At 66.6% G+C, this 24804-nt stretch carries 25 protein-coding genes and 1 pseudogene; 15 read left to right on the forward strand and 11 right to left on the reverse strand.

From position 1 onward, the window contains the following. Positions 1 to 44 precede the first annotated feature (44 nt). Together PW734_05630 and PW734_05635 are read right to left on the reverse strand one after the other, a co-directional pair. Entirely contained in the window at positions 45 to 2255 is a 2211-nt protein-coding gene (locus PW734_05630) for a DUF2092 domain-containing protein (GenBank protein ID MDE1170677.1), read from the reverse strand. Positions 2256 to 2320: 65 nt separating this feature from the next. Further along, positions 2321 to 3067 carry a siderophore-interacting protein gene (locus PW734_05635; protein ID MDE1170678.1) on the reverse strand — a complete coding sequence of 249 codons (747 nt, stop codon included), beginning with the start codon at positions 3065 to 3067 and terminating at the stop codon, positions 2321 to 2323. Positions 3068 to 3098: 31 nt separating this feature from the next. Here PW734_05635 and PW734_05640 point away from each other — a divergent pair, with 31 nt between their 5' ends. The 8 genes from PW734_05640 to PW734_05675 all read left to right on the forward strand — a co-directional run bounded on the left by PW734_05640 (position 3099) and on the right by PW734_05675 (position 9656). Continuing rightward, positions 3099 to 3581 carry a winged helix DNA-binding protein gene (locus PW734_05640; GenBank protein ID MDE1170679.1) on the forward strand — a complete coding sequence of 161 codons (483 nt, stop codon included), beginning with the start codon at positions 3099 to 3101 and terminating at the stop codon, positions 3579 to 3581. Further along, the gene (locus tag PW734_05645) at positions 3578 to 4471 is read left to right on the forward strand and encodes an NAD-dependent epimerase/dehydratase family protein (GenBank protein MDE1170680.1); all 894 of its coding nucleotides are present in this window, start codon (positions 3578 to 3580) and stop codon (positions 4469 to 4471) included. Before PW734_05640 ends, PW734_05645 begins: the two co-directional genes overlap by 4 nt. Positions 4472 to 4482: 11 nt before the next feature. Then, positions 4483 to 4917 (forward strand): hypothetical protein, encoded by a 435-nt coding sequence (locus PW734_05650; protein MDE1170681.1) that lies wholly within the window; start codon positions 4483 to 4485, stop codon positions 4915 to 4917. 116 nt (positions 4918 to 5033) lie between these two features. Next, positions 5034 to 7370 (forward strand): TonB-dependent receptor, encoded by a 2337-nt coding sequence (locus PW734_05655; GenBank protein ID MDE1170682.1) that lies wholly within the window; start codon positions 5034 to 5036, stop codon positions 7368 to 7370. Positions 7371 to 7391: 21 nt separating this feature from the next. Continuing rightward, complete coding sequence (locus PW734_05660; GenBank protein MDE1170683.1) at positions 7392 to 7997, forward strand: MotA/TolQ/ExbB proton channel family protein; 606 nt, start codon at positions 7392 to 7394, stop codon at positions 7995 to 7997. A 3-nt stretch (positions 7998 to 8000) separates the two neighbouring features. Continuing rightward, on the forward strand, positions 8001 to 8414 hold the full coding sequence (locus tag PW734_05665; GenBank protein MDE1170684.1) for a biopolymer transporter ExbD: 414 nt from the start codon (positions 8001 to 8003) through the stop codon (positions 8412 to 8414). Beyond that, on the forward strand, positions 8411 to 8947 hold the full coding sequence (locus PW734_05670) for an energy transducer TonB (protein ID MDE1170685.1): 537 nt from the start codon (positions 8411 to 8413) through the stop codon (positions 8945 to 8947). The genes PW734_05665 and PW734_05670 overlap by 4 nt, the downstream gene beginning before the upstream one ends. Before the next feature lie 13 nt (positions 8948 to 8960). Then, positions 8961 to 9656 (forward strand): PepSY domain-containing protein, encoded by a 696-nt coding sequence (locus PW734_05675; protein ID MDE1170686.1) that lies wholly within the window; start codon positions 8961 to 8963, stop codon positions 9654 to 9656. On the opposite strand, the gene PW734_05680 is transcribed toward PW734_05675, so the two are convergent. From PW734_05680 to PW734_05695, 4 genes are read right to left on the reverse strand one after another with little or no spacing between them, the layout of a single operon-like run. Next, a complete protein-coding gene (locus PW734_05680) occupies positions 9653 to 12670 on the reverse strand; it encodes an ATP-binding protein (GenBank protein MDE1170687.1) in 3018 nt (1005 codons plus the stop codon). The two genes, PW734_05675 and PW734_05680, sit on opposite strands and share 4 nt — an antisense overlap. 44 nt (positions 12671 to 12714) lie before the next feature. Further along, entirely contained in the window at positions 12715 to 13794 is a 1080-nt protein-coding gene (locus tag PW734_05685) for a glycosyltransferase family 4 protein (GenBank protein MDE1170688.1), read from the reverse strand. A 16-nt stretch (positions 13795 to 13810) separates the two neighbouring features. Then, on the reverse strand, positions 13811 to 14704 hold the full coding sequence (locus PW734_05690) for an undecaprenyl-diphosphate phosphatase (GenBank protein ID MDE1170689.1): 894 nt from the start codon (positions 14702 to 14704) through the stop codon (positions 13811 to 13813). 34 nt (positions 14705 to 14738) lie between these two features. Next, entirely contained in the window at positions 14739 to 15956 is a 1218-nt protein-coding gene (locus PW734_05695) for a cation:proton antiporter (GenBank protein ID MDE1170690.1), read from the reverse strand. A 55-nt stretch (positions 15957 to 16011) separates the two neighbouring features. On the opposite strand from PW734_05695, the gene PW734_05700 reads away from it, so the two are divergent. Then, a complete protein-coding gene (locus PW734_05700; protein MDE1170691.1) occupies positions 16012 to 17292 on the forward strand; it encodes a hypothetical protein in 1281 nt (426 codons plus the stop codon). On the opposite strand, the gene PW734_05705 is transcribed toward PW734_05700, so the two are convergent. Then, positions 17289 to 18245, reverse strand: coding sequence for a J domain-containing protein (locus tag PW734_05705; GenBank protein MDE1170692.1), 957 nt, complete (start codon positions 18243 to 18245; stop codon positions 17289 to 17291). The two genes, PW734_05700 and PW734_05705, sit on opposite strands and share 4 nt — an antisense overlap. A gap of 212 nt (positions 18246 to 18457) precedes the next feature. On the opposite strand from PW734_05705, the gene PW734_05710 reads away from it, so the two are divergent. The 5 genes from PW734_05710 (at position 18458) to PW734_05730 (ending at position 20922) form a co-directional block, all read left to right on the forward strand. After that, positions 18458 to 18697, forward strand: coding sequence for a CsbD family protein (locus PW734_05710; GenBank protein ID MDE1170693.1), 240 nt, complete (start codon positions 18458 to 18460; stop codon positions 18695 to 18697). A 48-nt stretch (positions 18698 to 18745) separates the two neighbouring features. Continuing rightward, a complete protein-coding gene (locus tag PW734_05715) occupies positions 18746 to 18919 on the forward strand; it encodes a DUF1328 domain-containing protein (GenBank protein ID MDE1170694.1) in 174 nt (57 codons plus the stop codon). A gap of 5 nt (positions 18920 to 18924) precedes the next feature. Next, the gene (locus PW734_05720) at positions 18925 to 19431 is read left to right on the forward strand and encodes a DUF892 family protein (protein ID MDE1170695.1); all 507 of its coding nucleotides are present in this window, start codon (positions 18925 to 18927) and stop codon (positions 19429 to 19431) included. A gap of 150 nt (positions 19432 to 19581) precedes the next feature. Continuing rightward, entirely contained in the window at positions 19582 to 19797 is a 216-nt protein-coding gene (locus tag PW734_05725; GenBank protein MDE1170696.1) for a hypothetical protein, read from the forward strand. Between the two features lie 24 nt (positions 19798 to 19821). Beyond that, the gene (locus PW734_05730) at positions 19822 to 20922 is read left to right on the forward strand and encodes a DUF748 domain-containing protein (protein MDE1170697.1); all 1101 of its coding nucleotides are present in this window, start codon (positions 19822 to 19824) and stop codon (positions 20920 to 20922) included. Here the strand turns inward: PW734_05730 and PW734_05735 are convergent. The 3 genes from PW734_05735 to PW734_05745 form a co-directional block, all read right to left on the reverse strand. Next, positions 20919 to 21383 (reverse strand): hypothetical protein, encoded by a 465-nt coding sequence (locus tag PW734_05735; protein MDE1170698.1) that lies wholly within the window; start codon positions 21381 to 21383, stop codon positions 20919 to 20921. The genes PW734_05730 and PW734_05735 overlap by 4 nt on opposite strands. After that, positions 21380 to 22399, reverse strand: a complete 1020-nt coding sequence (locus PW734_05740) for a hypothetical protein (protein ID MDE1170699.1) — start codon at positions 22397 to 22399, stop codon at positions 21380 to 21382. Before PW734_05740 ends, PW734_05735 begins: the two co-directional genes overlap by 4 nt. 67 nt (positions 22400 to 22466) lie before the next feature. Next, complete coding sequence (locus PW734_05745) at positions 22467 to 23087, reverse strand: FMN-dependent NADH-azoreductase (protein MDE1170700.1); 621 nt, start codon at positions 23085 to 23087, stop codon at positions 22467 to 22469. 83 nt (positions 23088 to 23170) lie between these two features. Between PW734_05745 and PW734_05750 the strand changes: the two genes are divergently transcribed. Continuing rightward, positions 23171 to 23746, forward strand: coding sequence for a TetR/AcrR family transcriptional regulator (locus PW734_05750; protein MDE1170701.1), 576 nt, complete (start codon positions 23171 to 23173; stop codon positions 23744 to 23746). 63 nt (positions 23747 to 23809) lie between these two features. On the opposite strand, the pseudogene rpoD reads toward PW734_05750, so the two are convergent. Then, positions 23810 to 24634 (reverse strand): annotated as a pseudogene (rpoD, locus tag PW734_05755) (RNA polymerase sigma factor RpoD). Between the last annotated feature and the right edge of the window lie 170 nt (positions 24635 to 24804).

Here is a 24804-nt window from a genome sequence, read left to right on the forward strand (position 1 = left end):
CCTTTTTCACAGGGGGAAGTCGCCCCTTTTTCAGGCCTTCCGGCCTATAGGCTGGCCACCGGCGTAATTTGGACGGTCTTCTCTACGCCATCCCGGAGAAGGACAAAGGCCGCGGGCTGGCCGATCGGCAGCTTGTGGATCATGTCGGTGAACTCCTGCCAGGCTTTTACGTTTAGAAGGGGCTGGTCGTTGACCCGAGTGAGGATGTCTTGGGGAAGAACGCCTGCGGTGATCGCCGGACCGCCGGGCGTAACCATATCGACCTGCCATCCTTGGGCGGTCGGGCTGCAATGGAGCCCGACCATGGCCTGCGGCCCGGCCGGCTTGGCCTGGGCGAAGCGCTCCGGGCCGCCGGGGGTGAAGAAATAGTCTGTAAGCTGGGCGATCGGGCGCTGGCCCGCATCGGAGGCCCATACGCTCCATTCGTATTTTCTATTCGGCAGCACGTCGACCGGAAAGGCGTATTCCGGAGCCGCGTTCGCGCTGATGTGGTGGAACAGATGCTCGGAGTGGCCGGGCTCGACCGCAAAGGCGCTGACGTCGTAGCGAACGGCGCCGGGAACCGCTTCCCACTTCAGGACGGGCCGCGTTTCGGACACGACAGTTGAAGGGGCGGGATTCAGCGGGATGATTTTTCTGTCGAACTGGCCCTTCCAAGGCAGCCCGTTCGGAGTCGTCGTCGCGGCGCCTTTTCCGTCGATGAAGAGCTGGTTTACGATGACGTCCAGATATGGGGAGTTCTTGTCGGGAAGCAGCTCAAACCAGTAGCTGCCGGGGGCCAGGTCGGCGGTGAGGGTGTAGGGATTCGCGTCCGGAACGGAAAGGGTCGCGACGGCTTTCCCGCCGGGAATTATCACCCTGGCGGTGACGGGGAAAACCGGCTGTTGGGTGGCGACTGCGCCGGAATAAGAGAAGGCGAAGGTGCCGGGGGTTTTCCCTGGAGGCAGAAACTGGACCGATGTTTTGTGTTCCTCGCGCACGACGCGGTCCGCCGGGAAGTGGACGGGGCGAGGCGGCAGTGGTGGAGGAAGGGTTTTGCCCGCAAGGAGGTCTTCAAGGTCGCTTTCAAAGCGGGGCTCCGTGGCGGCGCGGGAGTTGCTGTAGATGGCCCGGATCACTCCTTCGCGGTCGATCAGGAAAACCTGGGACTGCGGGATCGCCAGGTAGCTTTTGGTGACGGCTTGATTGGCGTCGATCAGGAAGGGGACGGAAAACCCGTTGTCCTCGAGAAAGGGGCGGATCTTGTCGGCCTCGAACCAGCCGTTGACGGCGTAAAAGACGACGCCTTTGTCCTGCAGCGCGCCCGCTTTTTCGTAGATGTAGGGAAGCGCCTTGTGGAAGATGGGATGGCGGATGGGCCCGAAGTCGAGGACGACGACCCGGCCTTTCAGCGAGGCGAGGGAAACGGCGTTGCCGTCCAGGTCTTTCAGCGCGAAGGCCGGAGCGGGCTGGTTTAGCAGGTCGGGGGGCGGCTCGGTTTCCGTGCCGGGAAAGAGGGCGCCCTCGACCGCGTCGGCGGGCCGGTGAATCGCGAAGGTTTCGGGAGGAGGGAGATCGGTTTCCCAGCCGGAGAACGTATCGGTGGAAACGCTGGTGTGGGGCGTGGACGCTCCTTTCTGCGGGGTCGAAGAGGTCTGCGCCGCCTTGAGAAGGAGGGGTTTTTCCCCTGCGGCGATCCAGAGGTCCTGCGTAAAAAAGTCGTGGACGGCGCGCAGGTGGTGTGCCGGCTGCCCGGCCACCGTTTCATCGCCGATGTATGTCCACCCGGGGCGATGCGGGGATTCATGGGCGATATCGGCGCCGGTTAGGAGAGGAAGGTAGTTGGGAAAGGTGCTGATGACGGCCGCGGTGTCGTGATCTGTCACGAGGGGGGAGAGCTTCGGCGGCGCGGGATGGGAGGTGTACTCGTGGTTGAAGGCCCTGTAGGTGGCGACGGTTTTGCCGTCGCTGATGAAAAAGTTGCCTTGGGCGGCGCCGTTTGCGCCGATTAGGGCAATTTTGTTGGGGCGGGCCATCGCGCAAAAGAACCCCCTGTCCCGGTCGACGGCCATGATCCCGAGCGTGGGATCGGGGCTTTGCGTATTCTGGGCCGATTCGACGTGAACCTGGAATCCTTCCAGCTTCCCGTAGAACGCGGAGCAGGCGGCGAGGATTTCCTCCGCGCTCGGCGGAGGGGCGGCGGCGGCCGGGAGGGCCGTTCCGCTCAGTAAGATTAGAAAGAGGACTGCGGACTTAAGCGACGTTTTGGTTTTCATTACCTGAAGTGGTCCCTTCCCGGGCCATTAAGGCAGAAAACCTTGGAAACTCCAGCATCCGCTGGTCAGTGGGCGACGAGGTTCTCGTGATACCCGGCGGAGTCTTTTTTCCAATAGGCGGCGATGCGCGCCGAAGCCGGCGGAAGGCCCCTCTCCTCCAGGAAGAGGTGCCGCGCCGCGAGCATGGCGGAGGCCTCGCCCGCGCACCAGACGAAGCCCTCCCCCGGGAGGGAGGCGGGAATGGAGCGCAGCGTGGAGAGGAACTCCTCCGTTGAAAAAGTCCATTGGACGATCTGTCCGGCCTTGGGAGCGAAGGCGCGCTGGTCGCGGGGATCGTCCAGCTGCACGACCGCGTAGGTCAGGACGCCCGGGGGCAGCTCCTCCAGGCGCCGGCTGATGGCGGGCAGGGCGCTGCAATCCCCGGCCAGTACGTGCCACTCGTAATCGGCGGGAATGATGAGGGAGCCTTTGGGGCCCGCGATGACGGCGGCCTGGCCGGGCTGCGCCTGGCGCGCCCATGACGAGGAGAGGCCGCCCCCGTGCAGGCCGAATTCCAGGGTCAGCTCCCGCGAGGCCGGATCGAAGCGGCGCGGCGTGTAATCGCGGCGGACGGTCTGGCCGGAGGCGTCCTGGAACATGAATTTCACGTGGTCGTCGAAGGAGGGGGAGGCGAAGCCGGAAAGGGATTCGCCGGTGAAGGTGACGGCGCGGAAGCGGGGGCTGACGGCCTCGACCCGGGCGACCTGGACTTCCCGGGCGACAATGTCGTGGGCGACGCGGCGGGGCTGGCGGGCGGGAGAATTTCCTTTCATTGGGGAGGGCATAATGTTGACAATATCCACTATGGATAGCATTAATGTTGATAATGTCAAAGAAACTGCCGGCGCCGAGGCGGTGGAGGTCTTTGAATTGATCCACTCCCTGATGCATCTTTTCCGCGCCGAGCAGTACCGCGCCCTGCGCGGCGGGCCGCACGACCTGAGCCATATGGAGGGCAAGGTGCTGGGTTTCTTTGCCGAAAGGCCCGGAGCCATGCTGCGGGACGCCGTCCTCTGGTCCGGGCGGGATAAGGGGCAGCTGGCCCGCATCATCCGCACCCTGAAGGGGCAGGGGCTCCTGGCGGAGCAGGCCGATCCGAGCGACCGCCGCAGCGTGCGCCTGCGGGCGACGCCGGAGGGGCGGGCCATCCATCTTTCCCTGCGGCGCAGGCTGAAGCGGCTTTCCGAGGCGGCCGTCTCGGGCCTGGGCGCGAAGGAGCGCCGGGAGGTCGCGCGCCTCCTTGGAAAAATCAAGGGCGGCCTTTTGGAGCTCGGCGCAGCCGCATGAAAACCGTGTTCGTCACCGGCATCTCCGGCTACATCGGGGGCACCGTCGCGATCAAGCTGCGGGAGGCGGGACACCGGGTCCTGGGGCTGGTGCGGAAGGAGGAGGACGAAACCCGGCTGCGCGCCGCGGGCATGATCCCGGTGCGGGGGGATCTCCAGGCCGCGGAGGCGATCGGCGGGGCCATCGGGCAGTCCGATGCGGTGGTCCACACGGCGGACTCCGACGCTCCGGCCGTCACCGAAATGTTTCTTTCCTTTCTAAGGGGAACCGGGAAGGCCTTCATCCACACGTCCGGCTCCGCCATCGTGGCCAATTGGGCCGACCGGCGGGCGGGGGAGTTCGTCTTCACGGAGGATTACCCTTTTGAAAGCCGGTCCCCGTTCGAGAATCGCGCGGCCATCCATGCGGCCATCCTCCGTGCGGCGGTGGACGGCGTGCGGAGCGTTGTCATGGTTCCCGGCATGGTCTACGGGACCGGCCTTTTTATCGCCAAGGAGAGCAAGCAGATTCCCTTTCTGATCCGGTCGGCCCGCAAGATGGGGAAGGCTTCCTATATCGGGGACGGCGCCCATCGCTGGAGCCATGTCCACGTGGAGGACTTGGCGGACCTGTATCTCGCCGCGCTGCGGGAGGCCAAGCCCGGGTCCGTTTTCTTCGCGGAAAACGGGAGTTCCTCCTTCTTGGAAATCGCCCGGGCGATCCACCGGGAGCTGGGCCTGGCGGGCGCGCCCGCCTCGCTCACGCCGGCCGAGGCGAAGGCCGAATGGGGGGAGCTCATGGCGACGGTGGCCCTGGGATCGGACTGCCGCATCAGCGCGGACAAGGCGCGCCTCTTCCTTGGCTGGAAGCCCCATCGCGGCCCGCTGGAAAACCACCTCGCGCTCTCTTGAGGGGGATCAAAGTGCTTGCCCTTTTTTCGGGAAGGGGGGAATACTCCCGCGCCGTGCTGCGCCGTTTCGGATTCACTTTCGCCTTCCTCGCGCTTTTCGTGCTGGCGGGCGGCCATTGGGCCGTCCTTCAGTCGGTCGCGTGGGCGCGCATGGTGGTCGAATACTCGCATGAAGGCGGCCTGGAGCGCGGCGTGGCCCAGACTTTTGACGGCGCGCACCTCTGCCCCCTCTGCATGAAAGTGCAGCAGGCGAAGAAGGCGGAGGAGAAAGCCCCCGCCGACTTCGCCGACGCCAAGAAGAAGGCCGACTCCTTTCCCCTGAGCCTGGACGGGGTTTCCCCCGCCGTGCCGGGAACGGCGTTCGCCTGGCCGCGTGGCGCGGCCGTTGCGGCGGCGGTCCGGGCGAACCGGCCTCCGGTTCCGCCTCCTTTATCCCTTTTCTCCTAAGCGGCGCGTTTTCGCGCGCCCGCCGATCCCCCTAAGCCGGAGCCCGCCTTGAGGCGGCGTTTCGGAATATTCCCCCCAACCCGGACCGCGCCTTGCAGTGGCGCGGGGAGAAAGAAATGAATTGGAACCGATTTTGCAGAGCCCTGGGAGCGTCGCTCCTGCTGGGCGCCTGCGTGATGAGCGCGCGGGGCGCCGATGCCCCGGAGCCCGCGCAGACGGAAACGAACGCGGGCACGACCCTTTCCGAGGTGACCGTCAACGCGAGCGCCCCGGCCGATCCGGGCGTCCCGCCCGTGAAGGAAAGGTACGACCTGCCCCAGACGACCGCCAGCATCGCCAGCGACGTCATGGAGGAGCGGATCAACGTCGTCGACACGGAGGACGCGGTCAAATACATGCCCAGCCTCTTCGTGCGGAAGCGCAACTTCGGCGACACGCAGCCGACGCTGGCCACCCGCACCTGGGGGGTCAACTCGAGCGCCCGCAGCCTGGTCTACGGGGACGACGTGCTGCTCTCCGCCCTGGTGGCGAACAACAACACCATGGGCGCGCCCCGGTGGGGAATGGTCTCCCCGGACCAGATCGAGCGCGTCGACTTTCTCTACGGCCCCTTCGCGGCGCAGTATCCGGGCAATTCGATGGGCGGCGTCCTCCTCATCACCACGAAGATGCCGGATAAGCCGACCCTGGACATGAGCCAGACGGAGGCCTTCCAGGACTTCAGCCTCTACGGGACGAAGGGAACCTACCAGACCGACCAGAGCAACGTCGTCTTCGGCGACAAGAACGGCCCGGTCTCCTGGCTCGTCTCGGAGAATTTCCAGAACAGCTACAGCCAGCCGCTCACCTTCATCACCTCCGCGACGATTCCGGCGGGGACGACGGGCGCCTACGCCGCCCAGAACAAGCTGGGCGCCGCCGCCAATGTCCTGGGCGCGGGAGGCCTGCTCCACACCCAGATGAACGACATCAGCGGCAAGGCGCAGTGGGACGTCTCCCCGGAGGTGAAGGCGACCTACCAGATCGACTTTTGGAACAACGACGCCCAGTCGACCGCGCAGAGCTACCTGCACACCGCCGCCGGAACGCCCACCTTCGGCGGGGCCAGCGGGTTTGCCGGGAGCAACTACACGCTGGACCAGAGCCACCTGGCCAACTCGATCTCCCTCAAGACCGACACGAAGGACACGTTCGACTGGGAGGTCGTGGCCTCCAACTACTACTACCTGGAGGACATCCAGCGGAATCCCTTCGGCGTGACGGGCGGAAGCTTCACCCCCTACGGCACCATCACCCGCATGGACGGCACGGAGTGGAGCAACGGGGATGTGAAGGGGATCTACCGCCCCGACTTCTTCGACGGGACGCACGAGGTGAGCTTCGGCGTCCACGCCGACCAATACAGCCTGGACAACCCCGTCTACGGCACGTCTTCCTGGAACACCGGCTCGGATTCCGGCAACGCCCTCTACACCTCCAGCGAGGGCTCCACCATGACCCAGGCCCTTTGGGCCCAGGACGCCTGGAGTTTCGCGCCGAAGCTGAAGCTGACCTACGGCGGCCGCCTGGAATTCTGGGAGGCCTCCAACGGGTACAACTTCTCCAGCCGGCAGAACACGCTGGGCGTGGTCACCAGCTCCACGGCGCAGAACCAGCCGGGCATCGAGGACGTCCGCTTCTCCCCGAAAGTCTCCCTGGACTGGACGCCGTCGGACGAGTGGGAGCTGACCAGTTCCTTTGGCCAGGGCTACCGCTTTCCCACGGTGACGGAGCTCTACCAGATCGTCTCCACCGGCACGACCTTTGCGACGCCTAATCCAAACCTGAAGCCGGAGAACGTGCTGAGCGAGGAAGTCTCCCTGCAGCGCAAGTTCAAGGACGGGAGCGTCCGCCTCTCCTTCTTCAACGAGAACGTCTTCGACGCGCTCATTTCCCAGACCGGGTATCTTCCCGGCGCGGGCCAGACGCCCTACACCTACACCTCCAACGTCGATTCGATCCGCAACACCGGTGTGGAGCTGGCGGTGCAGAAGGACAACGTGGTGAAGGGGGTCGACGTCTTCGGAAGCGTCACCTACGTCGACTCAGAGATCCTCAGTGATCCCTCTTTCGCCAGCTCGACGGGTACCACCGCCGCGGGCAAGCGCGTCCCCTACGTCCCCGATTGGCGGGCCACGGTGGGCGTCACCTACCATCCGGTGAAGCGGCTGGCCCTCACCTCCGCCCTGCGGTACAGCGGCAGGCAGTACTCGACCCTGGACAACACGGACAACACGGAAAACGTCTTCGGCGCCTTCGACAGCTTCTTCGTCGTCGACGTGCGGGCGGAGTACAAGATCACCGACCAGCTTTCCGCCGCGTTCGGGATCGACAACCTGAACAATGACAAATACTACCTCTACCATCCCTTCCCGCAGCGGACCTACTCCGCCCAGGTGAAGCTCGCCTTCTAAAAACCCCCAGAAACAAAACCGATGATCGACCTCTTCCTCAAAGGCGGCCCCATGATGTGGCCGCTCCTTCTCACTTCTCTCATCACCGTCGCTGTGGTGGCCGACCGGCTCCTCTTCATCTGGCAGGAAAGGCGCAGGCGCCGTCCGCAGGACGTCGAGGCCTTCTTCCGCGCCGTGGAGCGCAACCAGCCGGGGGAGGCGCAGGAGGGCGGCGCGGCCAGCGGCGACTTCGTCGCCCGCGTCCTGGCCTACGGGCTCCGGCACCGCGGTGAGTCGCTCGCCGGCGCCCTTCTGCGCGCGGCCAACGGGGAGCTGCAGCGTTTCAACCGGGGCCTTTCCACCCTGGACACGGTCATCACGCTGGCGCCGCTCCTCGGCCTTCTGGGCACGGTCACCGGGATGATCCACGCCTTCGCCCTTCTGGGGAACCAGGAGCTGAGCGCCCCGGCGGCGATCACCGGGGGCATCGCCCAGGCGCTCATCGCCACCGCCTTCGGCCTGGGCATCGCCATCCTGGCCTTGATCCCGTTCAATTATTTGAATGCGCGCCAGGAGGAGGCCCGCCACGAGCTGCAGGACGCCGCCACGCAGCTGGAGCTGCTGCTGGGGCGGCAGGGAAAGGAGTAGCCCATGCACCTGCCCCCCCTGCGCTCCCAGCGCCGCGCGCGCATCGAGATCATCCCCCTCATCGACATCATCTTCTTCCTGCTGGCCACCTTCATGATGGTCTCCCTGTCCATGGTGAAGAATGAGGGGCTGCCGGTCCGCCTTCCCGGCGCGGCCACCGCCGTGCCGCAGGAGCGGGACGACTCGGTCACTCTCTCCATCACGAAGGAGGGGGCCTGCGCCTGGAACCGCCGGCTCGTGACGCCGGAGGAGCTGGCCGCCAACCTGGCCCGGATGAAGGCGGAGCACCCGGACGGGCGCATTTTCCTGCACGGGGACGCCGCCGCGCCGTTCGGCGCCGTCGTCTCCGTCCTGGACCGCGCGCGCCAGGCGGGGCTCTCGAAAATCGCCATCGAAACGGAGAAGCCCCGGCCATGACCGACGCCTTTCTCCGCCGCGCGGGCTGGGGGGTTTCCCTGGCCGCGCACCTCCTTCTCTTCTGCGGGGCGGGCCTGTGGATGGTGCGGCATCCCGTTTACAGCGTGCGGTCGGCGCCGACCTCCGCGGAGGTCGACCTGGTGGCCGCCCCGGAACCGGTCCCGCCGCCGACGCCGGAAAATGAAATGCCTTCCGCCGAGCGGCCCGCCCCTCCGCCGCCCCGGATGAAGGAGGCGGCCCGGGCCTCGCGCGGCGTCCGCCAGGCCGCCCCGGATTACGCCTCCAATCCTCCCCCCGTCTACCCGGAGGCGGCGCGGCGCGCCCGCCAGCAGGGGACCGTCTTGTTGACCGTGTGGGTTGACGAGAAGGGCGGCGTGAAGGAGGCCGCCGTCTGCTGTTCCTCCGGCTTCCCGCTCCTGGACGGCGCGGCGCTGAAGGCCGTCCGTGCCTGGAAATTCCAGCCCGCCGTCCTTGGCGGGCTGGCCGTTTCCGACCGCGTCAACGTTCCCGTCCGCTTCGTGCTGCGGGGGTGAGCCCCTTTTTCCTATGAACTCCCGCCTTGTCCGCCGCCTCCACCGCTGGGTCGGCCTTGTTTTCAGCCTGATCGTCTTCACTTCCGCGGGCAGCGGAATCCTGCACACCGTGATGACCTGGACCCAGCCGCCGCCGCCCAAGGCGGGCCCGGCCGGACCGCCGCTCGACCTGGGGCAGGTGAAAGTCGGCATCGCGCAGGCGGAGGCGGCGCTGCCGCGCGACGGGAAGGTTCTTTCCGGGGCCAACCTGCGGATGATCGGCGGCCAGCCCTGGTACGTCTTCTACCGCCGCGGGGAGGCCGCCGGTTTTTACGTCAGCGCCGTCACGGGAAAGGCGGAGCCGGGGGAGGATGAAATCTTTGCCCGCGAGATCGCCCGCCGCTTCCTGAATCGGGAGGGGTTGCGGAAGAGCGATTACCTGACGGCCTTTAACGGGGAGTATCTCAATATCTTCCGCATCCTGCCGGTCTACCGGTTTGACGCGGACGACGCGCGGCACACCCGCGTCTACGTCTCGACGACCACGGAGAGCGTCACCCGGGCGACGGACGATGCAAAGCAGTTCGAGGCGTCGGTCTTCAGCAATTTCCACAAGCTGATGTTCCTGCCGAACAAGATGGCGCGGGACGTCACCCTCGTCGTGCTGATGGGCGGCCTCCTTGCGGTGGCCTCCCTGGGCATCGCCCTCTTCTTTCTGACTCGCCGCTAGACCGGCATCCCCTCGGGGCGGGAAAGGGCGGCGTGGGCCCGCCGGAGCGTCTCGGCCAGGATGTCCTGGCGCAGGGGCTTGGTCAGGTATTCGTCGAAACCCTGCTGCAGGCACCGCTCCCGTTCGGCGGGAAGGACGGCGGCGGTGAGGGCGGAAATGTAGGCGCGGCGCTCGCCGCCCGCCTCTTCCTCCCCCTGGCGGATTTGCAGCGCGGCTTCCAAGCCGTCCTGCTCCGGCATGTGGAGATCCATCAGGATGCAGTCGGCCGCTTCCTCCCGGTGGAGCGCCACGGCCTCCCGCCCGTTGCGGGCGACGCGGAAGCCGTAGCCGAGCTTGCGCAGGAGGAGGCTGATGACCTTCACGTTGATGGCGTCGTCCTCCGCCACCAGGATGTTGAGGGGGTGCTGTTCCGCCAGCGGGCCCTCCAGCGGGCGCGGGGAAGGGGCGTCGCTTTCGGCGGGCGCTTCCTCGAACGGAAGGGTGCAGCGGAAGAGGGAGCCATGGCCGGGGCTGCTTTCGACTTCCAGCGTGCCGCCCATGAGGCGGGCCAGCCGTTCGGAGATGGCCAGCCCCAGGCCGGTGCCTCCGTAGCGGCGGGAGATGCTGGAATCGGCCTGCACGAAGGGCTCGAAGATGCGGCGGAGCTTTTCCGGGGAGATGCCGATGCCGGTGTCCCGCACGTAGAAGATGAGGCGCGGGGGCGCCCCTTCCTGGGCGCAGGCGCGCTTGAGGCCCAGGGTGACGGAGCCCTTTTCGGTGAATTTGAGGGAGTTGCCGCTGAGGTTGACCAGGATTTGCCGCAGCCGTCCGCTGTCTCCCAAGACGCGCGCGGGGAGGCCGGGCTCAATCTCCAGCTGCAGGTGGACGTCGGGATTGCGGTGGGTGGAGGAAAGAAGGGTGCGGACTCCCTCCAGCAGCTCGAAGGGGGAGAAGACGTTGCGGTCAATCTCCATGCGGCCGGACTCGATGCGGCTGTAGTCGAGCACGTCGTCCAGGATGCGCAGGAGGGCCTGGCCGCATTGTTGGATTGTCTGGACGTATTCCCGTTCTTCCGTTTCCAGGGGCTTTTCCGCCAGCTGGTCGGCGAAGCCGAGGATGCCGTTCATGGGGGTGCGGATCTCGTGGCTCATGACGGCCAGGAAGTCGCTCTTGGCCCGTTCGGCGGCCAAGGCCTGGCGCATGAGCTCCTGTTCCTGGGCGCGGGCGCGGCGGCTTTCCGTGATGTCCTGAAGGGTGCCGGTGACGCGGCGCAGGCGGCCTTCGTGGAACTCGGCCTCGCCCACGGTGCGGACCCAGATGCGGCGCTTGGCGGCGGTGACCATCTCCAGGTCCAGCTGGTAGGGCTTTCCCTGGATGGCGCAGGCGTCGAAGGCGGCGCGGAGCGTTTCCCGGTGCTCCGGCGCGTAGAAATCGAGGGCTTCCTCCAGCTTCGGCTCGTAGTTTTCCGGCACTTCATGGATCTGGCAGAGCTGGCGGCTCCACTTGACCTTCTGCTCGGGAAATTCGACGGACCAGGCGCCGATCTTGGAGATCGATTCCGCCATCTGCAGGAGGTGGCGGCTGTGCCGCAGGTTTTCCTCGGCCTGCCGGCGCTCGGTGATGTCGACGAAGCCGATGAGGAGGTTGTCCGCGTCCAGGCGCCCGGCGGTGACGCTGAGCCAGCGGGGCTCCCCCTGCGTGGTGGGATACCGGCGTTCGAAGGAAAGCGGGGCGCCCGTTTCCAGCGTTTCGATGTAGCGGCGCTGGGTCTCCGCGCATTCCGGGGTCGCGAAGACGTCGGTGAACAGGCGGCCGGTCGCCTCCTGGTTGTTCATGCCGATGAAGGGGGAGGTGGCCGCGTTGGTGAACATGATGCGCAGGCCGGTGATGCGGCGGGCGGCGTCGCGCTCCGCCCGCAGGGCGACGATGCCGTGCGGCACGTTCTGCACGATGCGGTCGAGCCGCCGCCGGGTGCGGGCGGCGTCCTGCAGGGAGGCGACCCCGATCCAGCCCAGGGGGGCGAAGGTCAGGCAGGCCAGGATGCCGCCGATCCAGATGGAGCGGAGCAGGGGGGCCACGCTTTCCCAAAGGGCGGAGGCGGGGACTTGCTCCACGAGGGTCAGGCGCAGGCGCTCGCCGCCCGCCGTGGGCATGCTGATGAGGGGGTATTCGAGCGGCTCGGCCAGCGGGTCGACGCGCTGGTAGCAGAGAAGGCGGCCGTGGGCGAAGATCCAGCCGGAGTTGGCGGGTTCCTGGAGGCGTTCCCACAGGTCGGGGTGGGAGTTGGCGGCGGAGGGGGCCGGGTGCGCGGGGTCGAGGAGAAGGCCGGGCGTGTCCTTGAAGGGGCTTAGGAGCCACTGGCCGTCGGGGCTTAGCAGGAAAGGGACCCAGGATTGGTGGGCGAAATTCTGGATGATGTACGATCCCATGTAATTCATCACCAGGATGGAGTGCAGGGTGCCGTCCGGGCGGCGGATCTGGCAGCTGACCCGGATGGCCGGCTTGGGCGGCTGGACGATCTTTCCGCCCTCCATCACCAGGTCGAAGGTGGAGTAGACGGCCGCTCCGGGCGGCGCGGAGAGGGTGTCGTGGTAGAAGGGGCGGGAGGACTTATCCTGCAGGCCGGAGGTCGGGACTTCGACGGCGTCCGGGGGGCGGCCTTCGCGGGGGGCCAGGTTCAGGCGGAAGATTTCCTTGCCGGCCGGGTTGAGCAGGCGGATCGAGTCGTAGTAGCCGCGGGAGCAGAGGAGCTTGTCCGCAGGCAGGCGCAGGGCGTCGAAGGGGTCTTTCTTTTGCCGCAGGCTTTCCTCCAGGACCGACTTGAGGAGGTAGAGGTCGTTCGCCTTCGTGCGCAGGCGGATGGAGAGCAGGGTTCCTTCCCGGCCCAGGGTGTTCATCTGGGTGGCCACGGTCCGGTGGAGGTTTTCCTTCCAGACGAGGCGCTGCCCCAGATAGGCGGCAAAGAGGATGAGGACGACGATGGTCCCCGCCGTGGCCGCGGGCCAGGCATGCTTCCAGGAACGGAAGGACCGCATCCTCAATAACTAGCTAGAACGGGGGAAAGAGAAACTCCCAAATGTTACCTAGGGATTTGGCCTAAGGCGTGGTCCAGGCGGATGCGGCGGTCCCACTGGCGGGCCAGGCGCCCGTAGCCGAAGGAGCGGGCGGTGGTGACGTTCTGGATGGCCAGGTCGCAGTAATAGGTGTCGTCCGCCAGGGCCCGGCAGACTTCGAAGGTCCAGGCGGCCTGCCAGTCTTCCGTGGGGAAGACCAGGGGATTGCGCCAGGCGGTTTCCGGCAGCGCGCCCAGGTGGGTGGCGACCACGGCGCAGCCCGCCGCCATCGCCTCCATGGCGGCGATGCAGCTGGTTTCAGGGAAGGTGCAGGGATAGGCCAGGACGCGGCACTGCCGGGCCGCTTCCCGCAGGGCGCGCTGGCCGACGGGTCCGTGGCAGGTGACGCCGGGCAGGGCGGCGGCCTGCTCGTAAAGGGCGGCCTCTTCCGGAGTGTCGTCCATCTTGTAGACGCGGCGGGAGCCGAAGATCCACAGCTCGGCGTCGGGCACGGCGGCGCGGATGTGAGGCCAGGATTCGACCAGGCGGTCCAGGCCGCGGAACGGCGTGGAGGCGTAATAGGCGCGGCGGGGCCGGTCCGGGGTGACGGCTTCCGCGGGAAGCACGGAGGCCCCGTCGACGCCGTTGGCGGTGAGGAAGGCCGGGCCGGAGGGGCCCAGCACGGGGGGCAGCTTCAGCTCGTGCACCCAGCGGCCGAATTGGTAGGCGGAGACCAGCGCGACGCCGTTGCAGCGCCGGTAGAAGGCGGCGGCCAGCTCGGGTTTTTCCTTGAGGGGGAGAAGGATGGGCTGGTCGGCATCGTCCTGGGCCCAGTAGTAGCGGAGGCGGGCGGAGATGTCCTCCGCCATGACGGGGCGCCAGTCCCGGCAGCAGACCAGGGCGTCGCAGGCGGCGCCGCGCAGCGCGCGGGGATCGGTCTCCACCCGCACCCGGTGGCCCAGCTGCCGCAGGGCCGCGGCCAGGCGGACGACGGCCGTCTCGCTCCCGCCCAGGGGGTTTTCCTCGCAGTAGCCGGGCTCGTCGATGCGGTTCCCGTGCAGGGAGGGGACGTGGAAGAGAAGGTCGAGGGCGGAGGGAACCGGCATCGCCTGGAGTTTCCCTTTAGTAGCCGGCGGCGGCCAGCCCGGCGACGATGACGGCGAGGGTCAGGGAGTAGAGGCCGAAGTAGTGCCATTTCCCTGCCTGAAGCCAGCGGGAGAGGAGCCAGAGGGCGAAGAGCCCGGCGATGAAGCTGCATCCCATCCCGAAGGCGCCGGGGAGGAGGAGCTTGCCCAGGTGGCCCAGATGGTGGTGGCCCGGTCCCTGCGCGGCAAGGAGCCGCCGCAGCTCGTGGGCGATGGCCAGCGGGGTGAGAACCACGGCCAGGGCGAAGCTGAATTCTTCCGCGTGCCGCTTGCCCGCGCCCGCGAGGGTGGCGGTGGAGATGGTGACGCCGGAGCGGGAGAGGCCGCGGAAGGGCAGGCAGAGGCCCTGCGCCGCGCCGATCCAGGTGGCGGAAAAGCCGTCGACGGGCTTGCCCCGGCCCCGTTCCTGCCGCTGGTTGAGCCCGGCAAGGAGGATCCAGACGCCGCCCAGGGCCAGCGCCCCGGCGATGAGCGGGAGGCGGGAAAAGAGCTGCTCCACCTCCGCCTTCCCCTCCGGCCCGGCGTGGAGGAAGACCTTTTCGATAAGGAGCTTCAGGGCGAAGCCGATGACGCCGGTGACGGCGGTGGCCACGAAGACGTTGGCCAGCGTGGTGCCGAAGCGGTAGGCGCTGGCGAAGTAGTTTTCCCGCCAGGCGTTCCAGAAGTAGACGATGACCGCGCCCATGGTGCCGGTGTGGAGCATGACCAGGAGGAAGGTCAGCTCCGGGCTGGAGGGATCGAGGCGCAGGAGCTTTTCCGCGATGATGACGTGGGCTGAGCTGGAGACCGGCAGGAGCTCGGCCAGGCCCTGGACGAGGCCGAGGAGGGCGATCTGCGGCAGGGAGGCGGCCGCGTCGGGGGGGACGGTCATGGGGCCGGATGATGGCCCGCCCGCCCGCCGGGCGTCAAGGCAGGGGCGTCGGTGGAGGCGGAAGATGGCGCCGGTGCCAAAAACTGCGGATGGCGAAGATGGAGGGCTCCTCCTCCTCTTCCGGGGGCGGGGCGGCGGGCTTTTCCCCGGCGGGCAGGAGCATGATGGCGGCGACGGTCATGAGGAGGCTGGTCATGAGGAGCCACTTGAGCAGCTCCCCGCTGGTCCCCGTTTCCCGCAGGGTTTCGGCGGCGACGCCCGCCAGGGTCAGGTTGGGGCAGACGAGGAGAAAGCTCCGTCCGCCGCCGGGCAGGCCGCGCTTCCAGGCGCGGCGGTAGAGGACCTCCCGCAGGCCCAGGAGAAAGACGGCGGAGAGGAGGGCCCACAGCCCCGTCCAGCTAAAGAACGCCAGCGGCGGCAGGAGAGCGCCGAGGCTGACGAAGAAGACGGGGATGAGGAGCTTTTCCCCGATCGGGCGCAGGTGATCCTCCAATTGGAGGCCCTGGTGGGTGGCGCGGCTGACGAAGAGGCCCAGGCAGAACGCCGTCTTCGGCGCGGAAAGGCCCAGCCGTTCCCCCACGGCGGCGACGGTGAAGATGAGCAGCACGATGAAGTGGACGCGCCAGCGGGTGGTGAAGTCCAGCAGGCGGCTGAGGCCGCGCGTGATGTGGTCCGCGGTCAGGGCGACGAGGACGAAGGCGATGGCCGTGCCCAGCAGGTGGAGAAGCCCCCACCAGGAAAAGCCCTGCTCCACCGCGATATCGGCGCCGGTGATGAGGAAGATGGAGAGGATTTCCAGCCCCACCATCCACAGGAGGATGCCGCGGCCCGTTTCCTCGTCCCGGTGGGGAAACTCTTTCCAGGCGAAGAAGGCCATGCCCACGGAGCAGCCGCAGAGCGCGCTGGCGGTGAGGGCGCTCTGCGCGATGGTGCCTTTCAAGAGCCAGCCGATGAGGACCAGGAGCGGGAATTGGAGCGCGATCCAGAGTCCCGCCCGCCGGAGGGCGACGAGGCTCTCGTTGCGCTTCGGCAGGTCGATCTCCAGGCCGATGAGGAAGAGCAGCAGGATGAAGCCGAACTGGCCGACCTGGAGGATGAGCCCCTCCGTCGACGGGCTGAAGAGGCCGCCCAGGAGCATGCCGACGACGAAGTAGACCGGATAGACCAGCGCCGGGCGGCGCAGGAGGCGGCAAAGATCGGGCACCCCCATGAGGAGGAGAATGATGAAGATGAGGACCTCGAGCGGCTTCACGAAAGCCACGATAGGAAATTCCCCTCCGGGCGCAACCCTGCTAGACGAGGGAGCAATGCGCCGCGCGGGCACCTGCTTTCTCTTGGGAATTTCCCTGGCTCTGGCCCTGTTTTTCTTCGCGGACCGGGTGGCCTGCCTCTTTCAGAAGCCCTACAAGAGCGCCATCTGGGGATGGGACAATACCTTCTACTATTTTTGGCTGCGCGGCCCCCTGGTGCGCGGGGATTTCGACTTTTCCCGCGACATGGCGGAGACCCACACGCTGCCGGAAGCGCAGCGCCTGCGTTACCTGGCCGCCCCGCGCGGCACGCCGGACCATCCCCTCAACAAATACGGGCTGGGCTGGGCGGTGGCTGAATATCCCTTCTACCGGCTGGCTGACGGCCTGGCCTGGGTCTCCGGCCAGCCGCGCGACGGTTACGGGCCGCTGTACCAATTCCTCCTCCACCTGGGGCAGCTCTTCTACGGGCTGGCGGGGTTGGCGCTTTCCTGGCGGATCGTCCGCCGCTGGGTGCCCGATCCGGAGGCGCTCTGGGGCGTCCTCCTGTGCTGGCTGGGGTCGTTCCTTTTCCTCTATCAGACGTCGATCCTCTCCATGGCGCACAACACGCTTTTCTTCGCCCTGGCGGCCTGCACGCTCTGCGCGCTGAAGGTGGAGGAAGGCTCCGCCAGCGGCTGGCTGCCCGCGGGGGTGAGTTTCTTTGCCGGGCTGGCGCTCATCACCCGCTATCAGGCGGCGGTCTACCTCTTCTTTCCCGCCTGGGCGGCGCTGCGGGACGTGCGCCGCCGCCGGGCCCTTCATCCGGGCTGGCTCTGCGGCCTGGCGCCGGTGGCCCTTCAGGCGTGGGCGTGGCGCCGGGAATTCGGCAGCTGGGTGGTCTACAGCTACCGGGGCGAGGCGTTCGATTGGCTTCACCCCCATTCGTGGGAAATCCTGGTTTCCCCCTTCCACGGGCTCTTCTACTGGTCCCCGGCGCTCCTGCTGGGCTTGGCGGGGTTCCTTTGGTGGGCGCGGCGGACGGGCGGCGCGGTGCGGCGGCTCTGGGGCGCCTCCCTGGTCGCCGCTTGGTATGTGAACGCCTCCTGGTGGGCCTGGTGGTTCGGCGCGGCGTATGGCGCGCGGGGGTTTGAGGGGTGCGTCCTCTTCTTCATGCTGGGGACGGCCTGGCTCCTGTGGCGGCTGCGGGAGAGGCCGTGGGCGCGCGGCGCGGTGCTGGCGGCGCTGGTTGTCCTGGCGGCGGCGAACGTGGGCCTTTCCTACCAGGCGCGGAAGAACCGCCTGCCGGAGGAAGCCCCCGTCACTCACGCGGAGATGCTCCGCGCGCTGGGATTTTAATCCCGGGGCCGGAAGCTGGAGCGTTCCGCCAGCTGCTGCCAGAGGGCCTGCTCGGCCTCGTCGACCTTCGTGGGCACCTCGATGGCCAGGACGGCGTAGAGGTCGCCCCGCTTCCCCTCCCGCTTCGGCAGGCCCTGGCCGCGCAGGCGCAGCTTTTGCCCGGCGCCCGCGCCGGGCGGGATGCGGAGGGCGGCGGTCCCCTCCAGCGTCGGCACGGTGACGGAGGCGCCCAGGACGGCTTCCCACGGGGCCAGCGGCAGCTCGTAATAGAGGTCGTCGCCGGAGACGCGGAAATCGGGGTGGCGGGCCAGGCGGACGTTCAGGTAGAGGTCGCCCGCGCCGCCGGAACCGGCGTCGCCCTGGCCGGCCAGGCGGATCCGCTGCCCCTCCCGGATGCCGGGCGGGATGCGGACCTGGAACGTCTGGGTCGTCTCCGCGCCGGTGCGCGGATCGGTGCGGCGGACGGTGACGGGGCGGGTGGAACCGCGCATCGCCTCCTCCAGGGTGACCAGGATGTCCCCCTCGATGTCTTCCCCGCGCTCCGGGTGGAACTGCGCGCCGCCGCGGCCGAAGCCGCCGGGCATGCCGCCCCCGGCGCGGCCGAAGAAGGCCTCGAAGAAGTCGCTGAAGCCGGTGCCGCCGAAGTTGAACTCGAAGTGCTCCGCGCCGCCGCCCTGGCCGGGCCGGGCGTAGTGGTAGCGGGGCGGCACGCCGCCGCCGGGCTGGTCCCAGTCGGCGCCCAGCTGGTCGTATTTGCGCCGCTTCTCGGCATCGCCCAGGACCTCGTAGGCCTCGTTGATTTCCTTGAACTTCTCCTCGGCGGCCGTTTTGTCTTTGGCTACGTCGGGGTGGTATTTGCGGGCCAGCTTGCGGAAGGCGCTCTTGATCTCGTCCTCGGAAGCGGTCTTGGAGACGCCCAGCGTCTTGTAGTAATCGCGGAACTGCACCGGCATGGCGCGAAGGTAGACCCTGTTCCGCTCTTTGAAAAGGCTGCGGGGTCGGCGCGCGCCGGGAGAGCGCGGCTTGCCGCTTGGCGGCGATCGCGCTCTTGCAGATTCGTTAGAACAAGGGGGCTACCCGTGCATTTTGCGTGAGAGAGGGGGACCTGCGCTTGTTGATTATAAGCGGGTTATGGCGCTGGCACGATGGCGGCTCCCTCCTATCCATGAATACCACCCAACTTAAAGGACAAGTGAAGCAGGTTATCGGCAAGGCGAAGGACGTCGCCGGGCAAGTCGCGGGGAAGCCTGGACTGACCTTTAAAGGCAAGGCTGAGAACGTCGCCGGCAAGGTTCAGGAAAAGATCGGCGATTATCAGGAAAAACAGGACAAGCAGGCCGAGGCTCAAGCCGACAAGCGCCGCACCAAGCCTGTTTGGGAAAACGAAGTGGAGGGGGACATTTAATCCCCCCCTTTTGCGGAACACCAACCAACCCTTCAACCGGAGAAACTTATGTTAGGATGGGCTGCCACCTTTCTTGTCATCGCGCTTGTCGCGGCAGTGTTCGGATTCGGCGGGATCGCCGGGTCGGCGGTTTCGATCGCCCAGATACTCTTCCTCGTGTTTCTGGTGCTCTTCGTCCTCTCGCTGCTGTTCGGCCGCCGCCTGCCTCCCTCCAGCTTATGATGGCTGTGACGCCGCACTCCCTGGCTGACCTCTTCATGAGGCAGCTGCGCAAGCTGGAGGACATCGAACTCCAGCATTGCGCGGTGCTGCCGCTGCTGGCGGCCGGGGCGACTGCGCCGGAGTTGCGGGACTTCCTGGCGCTGCACATAGAGGAAACCCGCCGCCAGGTGGTGCGCCTCCAGGAGATCTTCCACCAGCTGGGCATCGAGCAATCCTGCGAGCCCTGCGCGACGATGGAGGGCCTCGTCGCCGAGTGTGAGGAGCTGGTTTCCGGAACGGCGCCGGGGCCGGTGCGCGATGCCGCGCTCATCGCCGCCGCCCAATGCATCGAGCATCATGAAATCGCCGCCTACGGCACGGCCCGGACCTTTGCCCGGAGGCTTGGCTTTAGCGACATCCCTGAATTGCTCCAGCAAAGCCTGACGGAGGAGGTCGAGGCGGACCGGGAATTGACCTGCTTGGCGGAGGGAAGCCTCTTCCAGATGGGCCTTAACCAATTGGCAAATGCCTGACAGCGGCCGCGCAATCAGGCGTTTTGCATTCGTTTTTAGCGGAGGCTCTTTGGAGAAAAAGGAGCGGATCTGTCTTGTGTCAAACGGCTTGCGCGGGGGCGCGGCGGATTTGGCACGATTCGGGCACCTCTAAGGAAAAGAGAGACATTTATGATCTACCATCGCAATCCCCTCGATTACCAAACGCGCCGGGTCCTTTTTTGGACGATCCTGGCCGCGGGCCTGATTTTCTTTTTCTGCGTGGCCCGGTGGCAGCAGCAGACGGCATTGCCGCCCCTGCCTTCCCTGAGCGAGCACCACTTCGCCTCTCCCGGCGGGGCGGCGGCGCCCGCGGACGGCATCACGGGAGCGGGCCGCACGCCCTGACTTTAAACGGAACCGCCATCCCCCATGGTCGCCACGCTTTCACGTCCCGTCGCCTCGCCGTTCCGTTCCCGCCGCCATGGACGCGGGTGGTGGATTGCGTTGGGAATTTTTGTCGTCCTCCTTGTCGGTTTCCGCCTGGCGCTGCCGACGATCGTTCACCGGTATGTCAGCAACGTCCTGGACAATATTCCCCCCTATCACGGCGTGGTGGGGGACATCGGCATCCACCTGTGGCGCGGCGCGTATTCGATCGAGAACCTCCAGCTGGTGAAGCGGGACGGCAAGGTCGACGTGCCGTTCTTCGCCGCCGACCGGATCGACTTGGCCGTGCGCTGGGCGGCTCTGCTCCACGGGAAGCTGGTGGCAAAGGTTCTCGTCGTCCGGCCGAAGATAAACTTCGTCGCGGCGACGCCGGAGGGGGGCGACCAGACGGAGATCTCCGGCTCCTGGCAGGAGAAGTTCAGCAAGCTCTTCCCGCTTAACTTCGACCAAATCACCCTCCGCAACGGCGAGGTCTGGTTCCACAACTATACCAGCCATCCGCCGGTGAACATGAAGCTCGACCAGCTGCAGGCGGAGGCGCGGAATCTGACCAACAGCCAGCGCCTTTCCAAGAAACTGGTGACGACGATCGACGCCGACGGGCGGCTGCAGGGGAGCGGGCGGCTTCATGCCATCGTCCACTCCAACATTCTGTCGAAGCCGCCCAGCTTCACCATGGAGCTTTCCGTCGACAGCCTGGACATCACGGAGCTGAACGACTTTCTGAAGGCCTACGCGAACATCACGGCCAACTCGGGCAAATTCTCCCTCTACAGCAACATCGAGTCGGAGGACGGCGAGTTCCACGGCTATCTCAAGCCCCTGATCGAGCATCTCCAGATCCTCGACTTCAAGAGCGGCGATCCGATCCACCTGGTCTGGGAAAGCATTGTCAGCGGATTCATCGAGCTGCTCAAGAACCAGTCCCACGACCGGCTGGCCACCGTGATTCCCGTGAGCGGCAATGTCCACCAGCCGAAAATGGCGATTATCCAGTCTCTCCTGAACGTCTTCCGCAACGCCTTCATCAAGGCCTTTGGCCACGACTTTGAGCCGAAGGGCGTCGACGCGGTGAGCCGCTAGCGGACGCGCGATTCCCGCCGCGTCGGCGCGGGCGGCGCGGAAGCCCGGCGGAATCGGGGAAAGGCCTCCGCCTCCTCCAGCGTGGAAAGGAGCTGCGCGCGGGTGCGGGACTTCGCCAGGCTTTCCTCCGCCGCGGGGCCGGGAAAGACGGCGGCGCGGACGGGTACGCCCAGCGCCTTCAGAGCGGCGGGCAGCGGCACATAGGTTCCTTTTTCCCGTTCGCGGCCCGGCCAGTGGGTCAAAATATGGGAGCGCCCCGTGGGGAAAACGACGCGGGCGCCGTTTTCCCGGATTTCCCGCGCCACGCGCCCGGCCATGTGCCGGTTGCGCCGGTTCATCTGCGCCAGGTTCTCCCCTTTCTCCCGGGAGGGGGCGGGGAGGTGTTGGAAGTCGGGCAGATCGACGCAGAGGACCCGGTAGCCCAGGTCGAAGGCGCGGGCGGCGACGGAGAAGGGGCTCATGTCGGGCAGAGGCCGGGGGCGCTCGTTCGGCCAGAGCGCCTTTTCCAAAATCCGCGCGTCCAGGACGGAGCGCGGGGAATCAAGGTAGTCTTGCAGGGGCGCCTCCCATTCCTCCGGCATCTCCAGCGCCAGAGTGTCGTAGCCCTGGCGGCGGGCGGGAAGGAGGAGCCGTTCTTCCATCTCCTGATGGAAGGGGTTCCGGTGATTCTCTCCCAGGAGGAGGACGGGCTTAGGAGAGGAACGCATGGCCCAGGGCCTGGTCCCGCGTGAGGGCGGAGTCGAGCGGTTCGGCGCGGCGGCTCCAGGTGGCCTCGGTAAACGGCGGGGATGGGCCGGGGACGCTCAAAGGCCGCCTTCTGCAGCAGATCCCGTATCTGGAGAAACTCCGCCACGTCCCGGCCCTGGGCGGCGGGGTGGCGGTGCGCCTTCGGGTTGATGGAGCCAAGGCCCTGAAGGTCGAAGCCTTCCACCGGCACTTCCCGGAGGACGAGTTCCTGCACCAGGGAGTGGCCGAGAGGGGAAAAGAGGTGCATCTGGCCGGTTTCCACGACCATTGGGTGCCCCTGGCGGTAGGAGGCGGCGATGGCGTCGGCCATGTGCTCGTTGCGCCGCTGCATCCAGGCGTCCTGGGTCTCGCCGGGGCGGGGAAGACGGCCCAGGTGGGGAGAGTCGACGCAGGCGACGCGGTAGCCGAGGTCGTGCGCGTCTTCCGCCAGCCAGAGGGATTTCAGGAATTGGGCGTTGGAGCCGTTCCGGTACTGTTCCGGGTTTTGGCTGCGGGAGGCGGCGTCTTCCCGCATTTCCTGCCAGGAGGCCAGGACGGCGTCGTAATCTTTTTCGGAACGGGGGGACGCCAGGTAACGATGGAGCGCCGGCTCGAAGTCGATGGGTTTTTCCAGGGCCACCGTGTCGTATCCGGCGGCTTGGACGTGGCGCAGCACGTCCCGTTCGATCACGTAATGGGGGCGCCGGTTGTGGGCTTCCCCCAGAAGGAGGACGGGCAGGGCGGCGGGCATGGAAATAATTCGGCTATTTGGAGCCGAAAGGGGCGGGATTTTCCCGCCCGCCGCCCTTTTATTCGGATTAGGCGCTCGCCAGTTCCTGGGCCTTGGCCCGGACGGGCTGGAGGTAGGTCTCCCGGTCGACTTTGCCGTAATTGACGTCGTTCACCCCGTCGGCGACGACGAAGTGGAGGTCGGTGACGCCGATGAAGCCGAAGATGGCCCGCAGATAGGGTTCCTGGAAGTTCCAGGGGGCAAACGGGGTGCCTTCCCGGAAAACGCTGCCGCTAGCGGTGATGAAGGTCGCCTTTTTGCCCTTGAGAAGGCCTTCCAGGCCGTTCTCGCCGAAGGAGAAGGTCTTGCCGACGCGGACGATCTGGTCGATCCACCCCTTGAAGACGGCGGGGACGGAGAGATTGTACATCGGGACGGTGAAGAGGTAATGGTCCGCGGCCAGGAGCTCTCCGATGAGGGTCTCGGACAGGGCCAGGACCTGCTTTTGTTCCGGGGTGGCTTCCGGGTTGAAGGCGGCGGCGATCCAGGCCTCGTCGACATACGGGACGGGCTGCCGGCCCAGGTCGCGGTAGATCACTTGGCTGCCGGGATGGGCCTTTTCCCATGAGGCGACGAAGTCGGCCCCCAGATGGCGGGAGATGGAACGTTCGCCGCGCGGGCTGGAATCGATGTGGAGGAGGGTGGACATATAATTTACAATAGTAGTTTAAGCAACGTTTGTCGTTTATCCTACATTCGACGGGAAGGAGGGCAAGTGTTATTCTAAGGAAAATGGCTCTCTCTCTTGATCCCCGGATTCAGCGGACGCGCCAGCTTCTTCGGCAGGCGTTGAAGGCGCTGCTGGCAGAGCAGGGGTTTGAGGAGCTGACCGTCCAGGACATCGCCGATCGGGCGACGGTGAACCGCGCGACCTTTTATGACCATTTCGTCGATAAGGCGGCCCTTTTGGAGGAACTGATCGAGGATTCCTTCCGGCAAATGCTGCGGAAGCGGGAAATCGAGGTGGCGACCGGCTGCGCGGGGAGCGTGCAGCGGCTGATGCTGGCGGTTTGCGATTATTTGGCCGAGCTGGGCGGACGCTGCCCGGAAGGCAGCCGCCAGCTGATGCCGGTGGCGGAGGCGAAGATCAAGGAGACGGTCCGGGAGATCCTGCTGCAGGATTTGCGGAAGCGGACGGAGAAGCCGGAGCTGGCCGCCACGGTGGCCAGCTGGGCGATCTACGGCGTGGCGCTGGAGTGGAGCCGGAGCGACCGGGCTCAATCAGCCGAGGCGTTCACGGAAGCCGCCTTGCCGCTCATCGCCGCGAGCCTAAAGATGGCCGCGCCCGGCGGCTGCCCGGGCAAATAGGCGCTTGGCGTCCGGCGCCAGCCGGGAGGGATTCCAAGGGGAACCAAGGGTTCCCCTTGCGCCTTAGAAGGAGCGTTCCGCTTCCAGGAACCCGTGCAGGTGGCGGAGGCGGGTGGGGTGGCGCATCTTGCGGAGCGCCTTGGCCTCGATCTGCCGGATGCGCTCGCGGGTGACGCGGAACTGGCGGCCGACTTCTTCCAGGGTGCGGGAGTAGCCGTCGACCAGGCCGAAGCGCTGCTCGATGACGGCGCGCTCGCGCTCCGTGAGGGTGTGGAGGACGTGCTTGATCTTCTCCTTGAGGAGGGAGTAGGCGGTCATTTCCGAGGGGTTCTCGGCCGACTTGTCCTCGATGAAGTCCCCGAAGGTGGTGTCGTCGCTGTCGCCGACCTGGGCCTGGAGGGAAATGGGCTGCTGGGCCATCTTGAGGATGGCGCGCACGCGCTCGACGGGCATCTGGATCTCGTCGGAGATCTCGTCCGGCGTCGGCTCGCGGCCGAATTCCTGGACCAGCTGCTTCTGCACGCGCATCAGCTTGTTGATCGTCTCGATCATGTGGACCGGGATGCGGATGGTCCGCGCCTGGTCGGCGATGGAGCGGGTGATGGCCTGGCGGATCCACCAGGTGGCGTAGGTGGAGAATTTGTAGCCGCGGCGGTATTCGAATTTCTCGACCGCCTTCATGAGGCCCATGTTGCCTTCCTGGATGAGGTCGAGGAAGGAGAGGCCGCGGTTGGTGTATTTTTTGGCGATGGAGATGACGAGGCGCAGGTTGGCCTCCACCATTTCCGTTTTGGCGCGGAGGGCCTTGCGCAGCCAGTCCTTGAGTTCCAGGTGCTGTTCCTTGAACTCGGCCAGGGGGAGGCGGGCCTGCCCTTCCATTTCCTTGAGGCGCTGGGAGATGTCCTTGAGCTTGGTGGCGGTCTCTTTGCTCTTGGAGCGGCTCTTTTCCAGGCGGGCCTTTCTCGGCCTCCAGCTCGCCGACCTGCTGGAAGAAGAGGTCGGAGGTGGCGGCGAAGTCCTCGATGACCTTCTGTTTGTAGAAGAATTTGACGAAGAGC

The organism is Verrucomicrobium sp., assembly GCA_028283855.1.
GTDB lineage: Bacteria > Verrucomicrobiota > Verrucomicrobiia > Methylacidiphilales > GAS474 > GAS474.

What these genes read in the sequence shown, in the direction of transcription:
- PW734_05630 (MDE1170677.1), bottom strand. Translation starts at nt 2,255, where the DNA reads ATGAAAACCAAAACGTCGCTTAAGTCCGCAGTCCTCTTTCTAATCTTA.
- PW734_05635 (MDE1170678.1), bottom strand. Translation starts at nt 3,067, where the DNA reads ATGAAAGGAAATTCTCCCGCCCGCCAGCCCCGCCGCGTCGCCCACGAC.
- PW734_05640 (MDE1170679.1), top strand. Translation starts at nt 3,099, where the DNA reads ATGGATAGCATTAATGTTGATAATGTCAAAGAAACTGCCGGCGCCGAG.
- PW734_05645 (MDE1170680.1), top strand. Translation starts at nt 3,578, where the DNA reads ATGAAAACCGTGTTCGTCACCGGCATCTCCGGCTACATCGGGGGCACC.
- PW734_05655 (MDE1170682.1), top strand. Translation starts at nt 5,034, where the DNA reads ATGAATTGGAACCGATTTTGCAGAGCCCTGGGAGCGTCGCTCCTGCTG.
- PW734_05660 (MDE1170683.1), top strand. Translation starts at nt 7,392, where the DNA reads ATGATCGACCTCTTCCTCAAAGGCGGCCCCATGATGTGGCCGCTCCTT.
- PW734_05665 (MDE1170684.1), top strand. Translation starts at nt 8,001, where the DNA reads ATGCACCTGCCCCCCCTGCGCTCCCAGCGCCGCGCGCGCATCGAGATC.
- PW734_05670 (MDE1170685.1), top strand. Translation starts at nt 8,411, where the DNA reads ATGACCGACGCCTTTCTCCGCCGCGCGGGCTGGGGGGTTTCCCTGGCC.
- PW734_05675 (MDE1170686.1), top strand. Translation starts at nt 8,961, where the DNA reads ATGAACTCCCGCCTTGTCCGCCGCCTCCACCGCTGGGTCGGCCTTGTT.
- PW734_05680 (MDE1170687.1), bottom strand. Translation starts at nt 12,670, where the DNA reads ATGCGGTCCTTCCGTTCCTGGAAGCATGCCTGGCCCGCGGCCACGGCG.
- PW734_05685 (MDE1170688.1), bottom strand. Translation starts at nt 13,794, where the DNA reads ATGCCGGTTCCCTCCGCCCTCGACCTTCTCTTCCACGTCCCCTCCCTG.
- PW734_05690 (MDE1170689.1), bottom strand. Translation starts at nt 14,704, where the DNA reads ATGACCGTCCCCCCCGACGCGGCCGCCTCCCTGCCGCAGATCGCCCTC.
- PW734_05700 (MDE1170691.1), top strand. Translation starts at nt 16,012, where the DNA reads ATGCGCCGCGCGGGCACCTGCTTTCTCTTGGGAATTTCCCTGGCTCTG.
- PW734_05705 (MDE1170692.1), bottom strand. Translation starts at nt 18,245, where the DNA reads ATGCCGGTGCAGTTCCGCGATTACTACAAGACGCTGGGCGTCTCCAAG.
- PW734_05710 (MDE1170693.1), top strand. Translation starts at nt 18,458, where the DNA reads ATGAATACCACCCAACTTAAAGGACAAGTGAAGCAGGTTATCGGCAAG.
- PW734_05715 (MDE1170694.1), top strand. Translation starts at nt 18,746, where the DNA reads ATGTTAGGATGGGCTGCCACCTTTCTTGTCATCGCGCTTGTCGCGGCA.
- PW734_05725 (MDE1170696.1), top strand. Translation starts at nt 19,582, where the DNA reads ATGATCTACCATCGCAATCCCCTCGATTACCAAACGCGCCGGGTCCTT.
- PW734_05730 (MDE1170697.1), top strand. Translation starts at nt 19,822, where the DNA reads ATGGTCGCCACGCTTTCACGTCCCGTCGCCTCGCCGTTCCGTTCCCGC.
- PW734_05735 (MDE1170698.1), bottom strand. Translation starts at nt 21,383, where the DNA reads ATGAGCCCCTTCTCCGTCGCCGCCCGCGCCTTCGACCTGGGCTACCGG.
- PW734_05740 (MDE1170699.1), bottom strand. Translation starts at nt 22,399, where the DNA reads ATGCCCGCCGCCCTGCCCGTCCTCCTTCTGGGGGAAGCCCACAACCGG.
- PW734_05745 (MDE1170700.1), bottom strand. Translation starts at nt 23,087, where the DNA reads ATGTCCACCCTCCTCCACATCGATTCCAGCCCGCGCGGCGAACGTTCC.
- PW734_05750 (MDE1170701.1), top strand. Translation starts at nt 23,171, where the DNA reads ATGGCTCTCTCTCTTGATCCCCGGATTCAGCGGACGCGCCAGCTTCTT.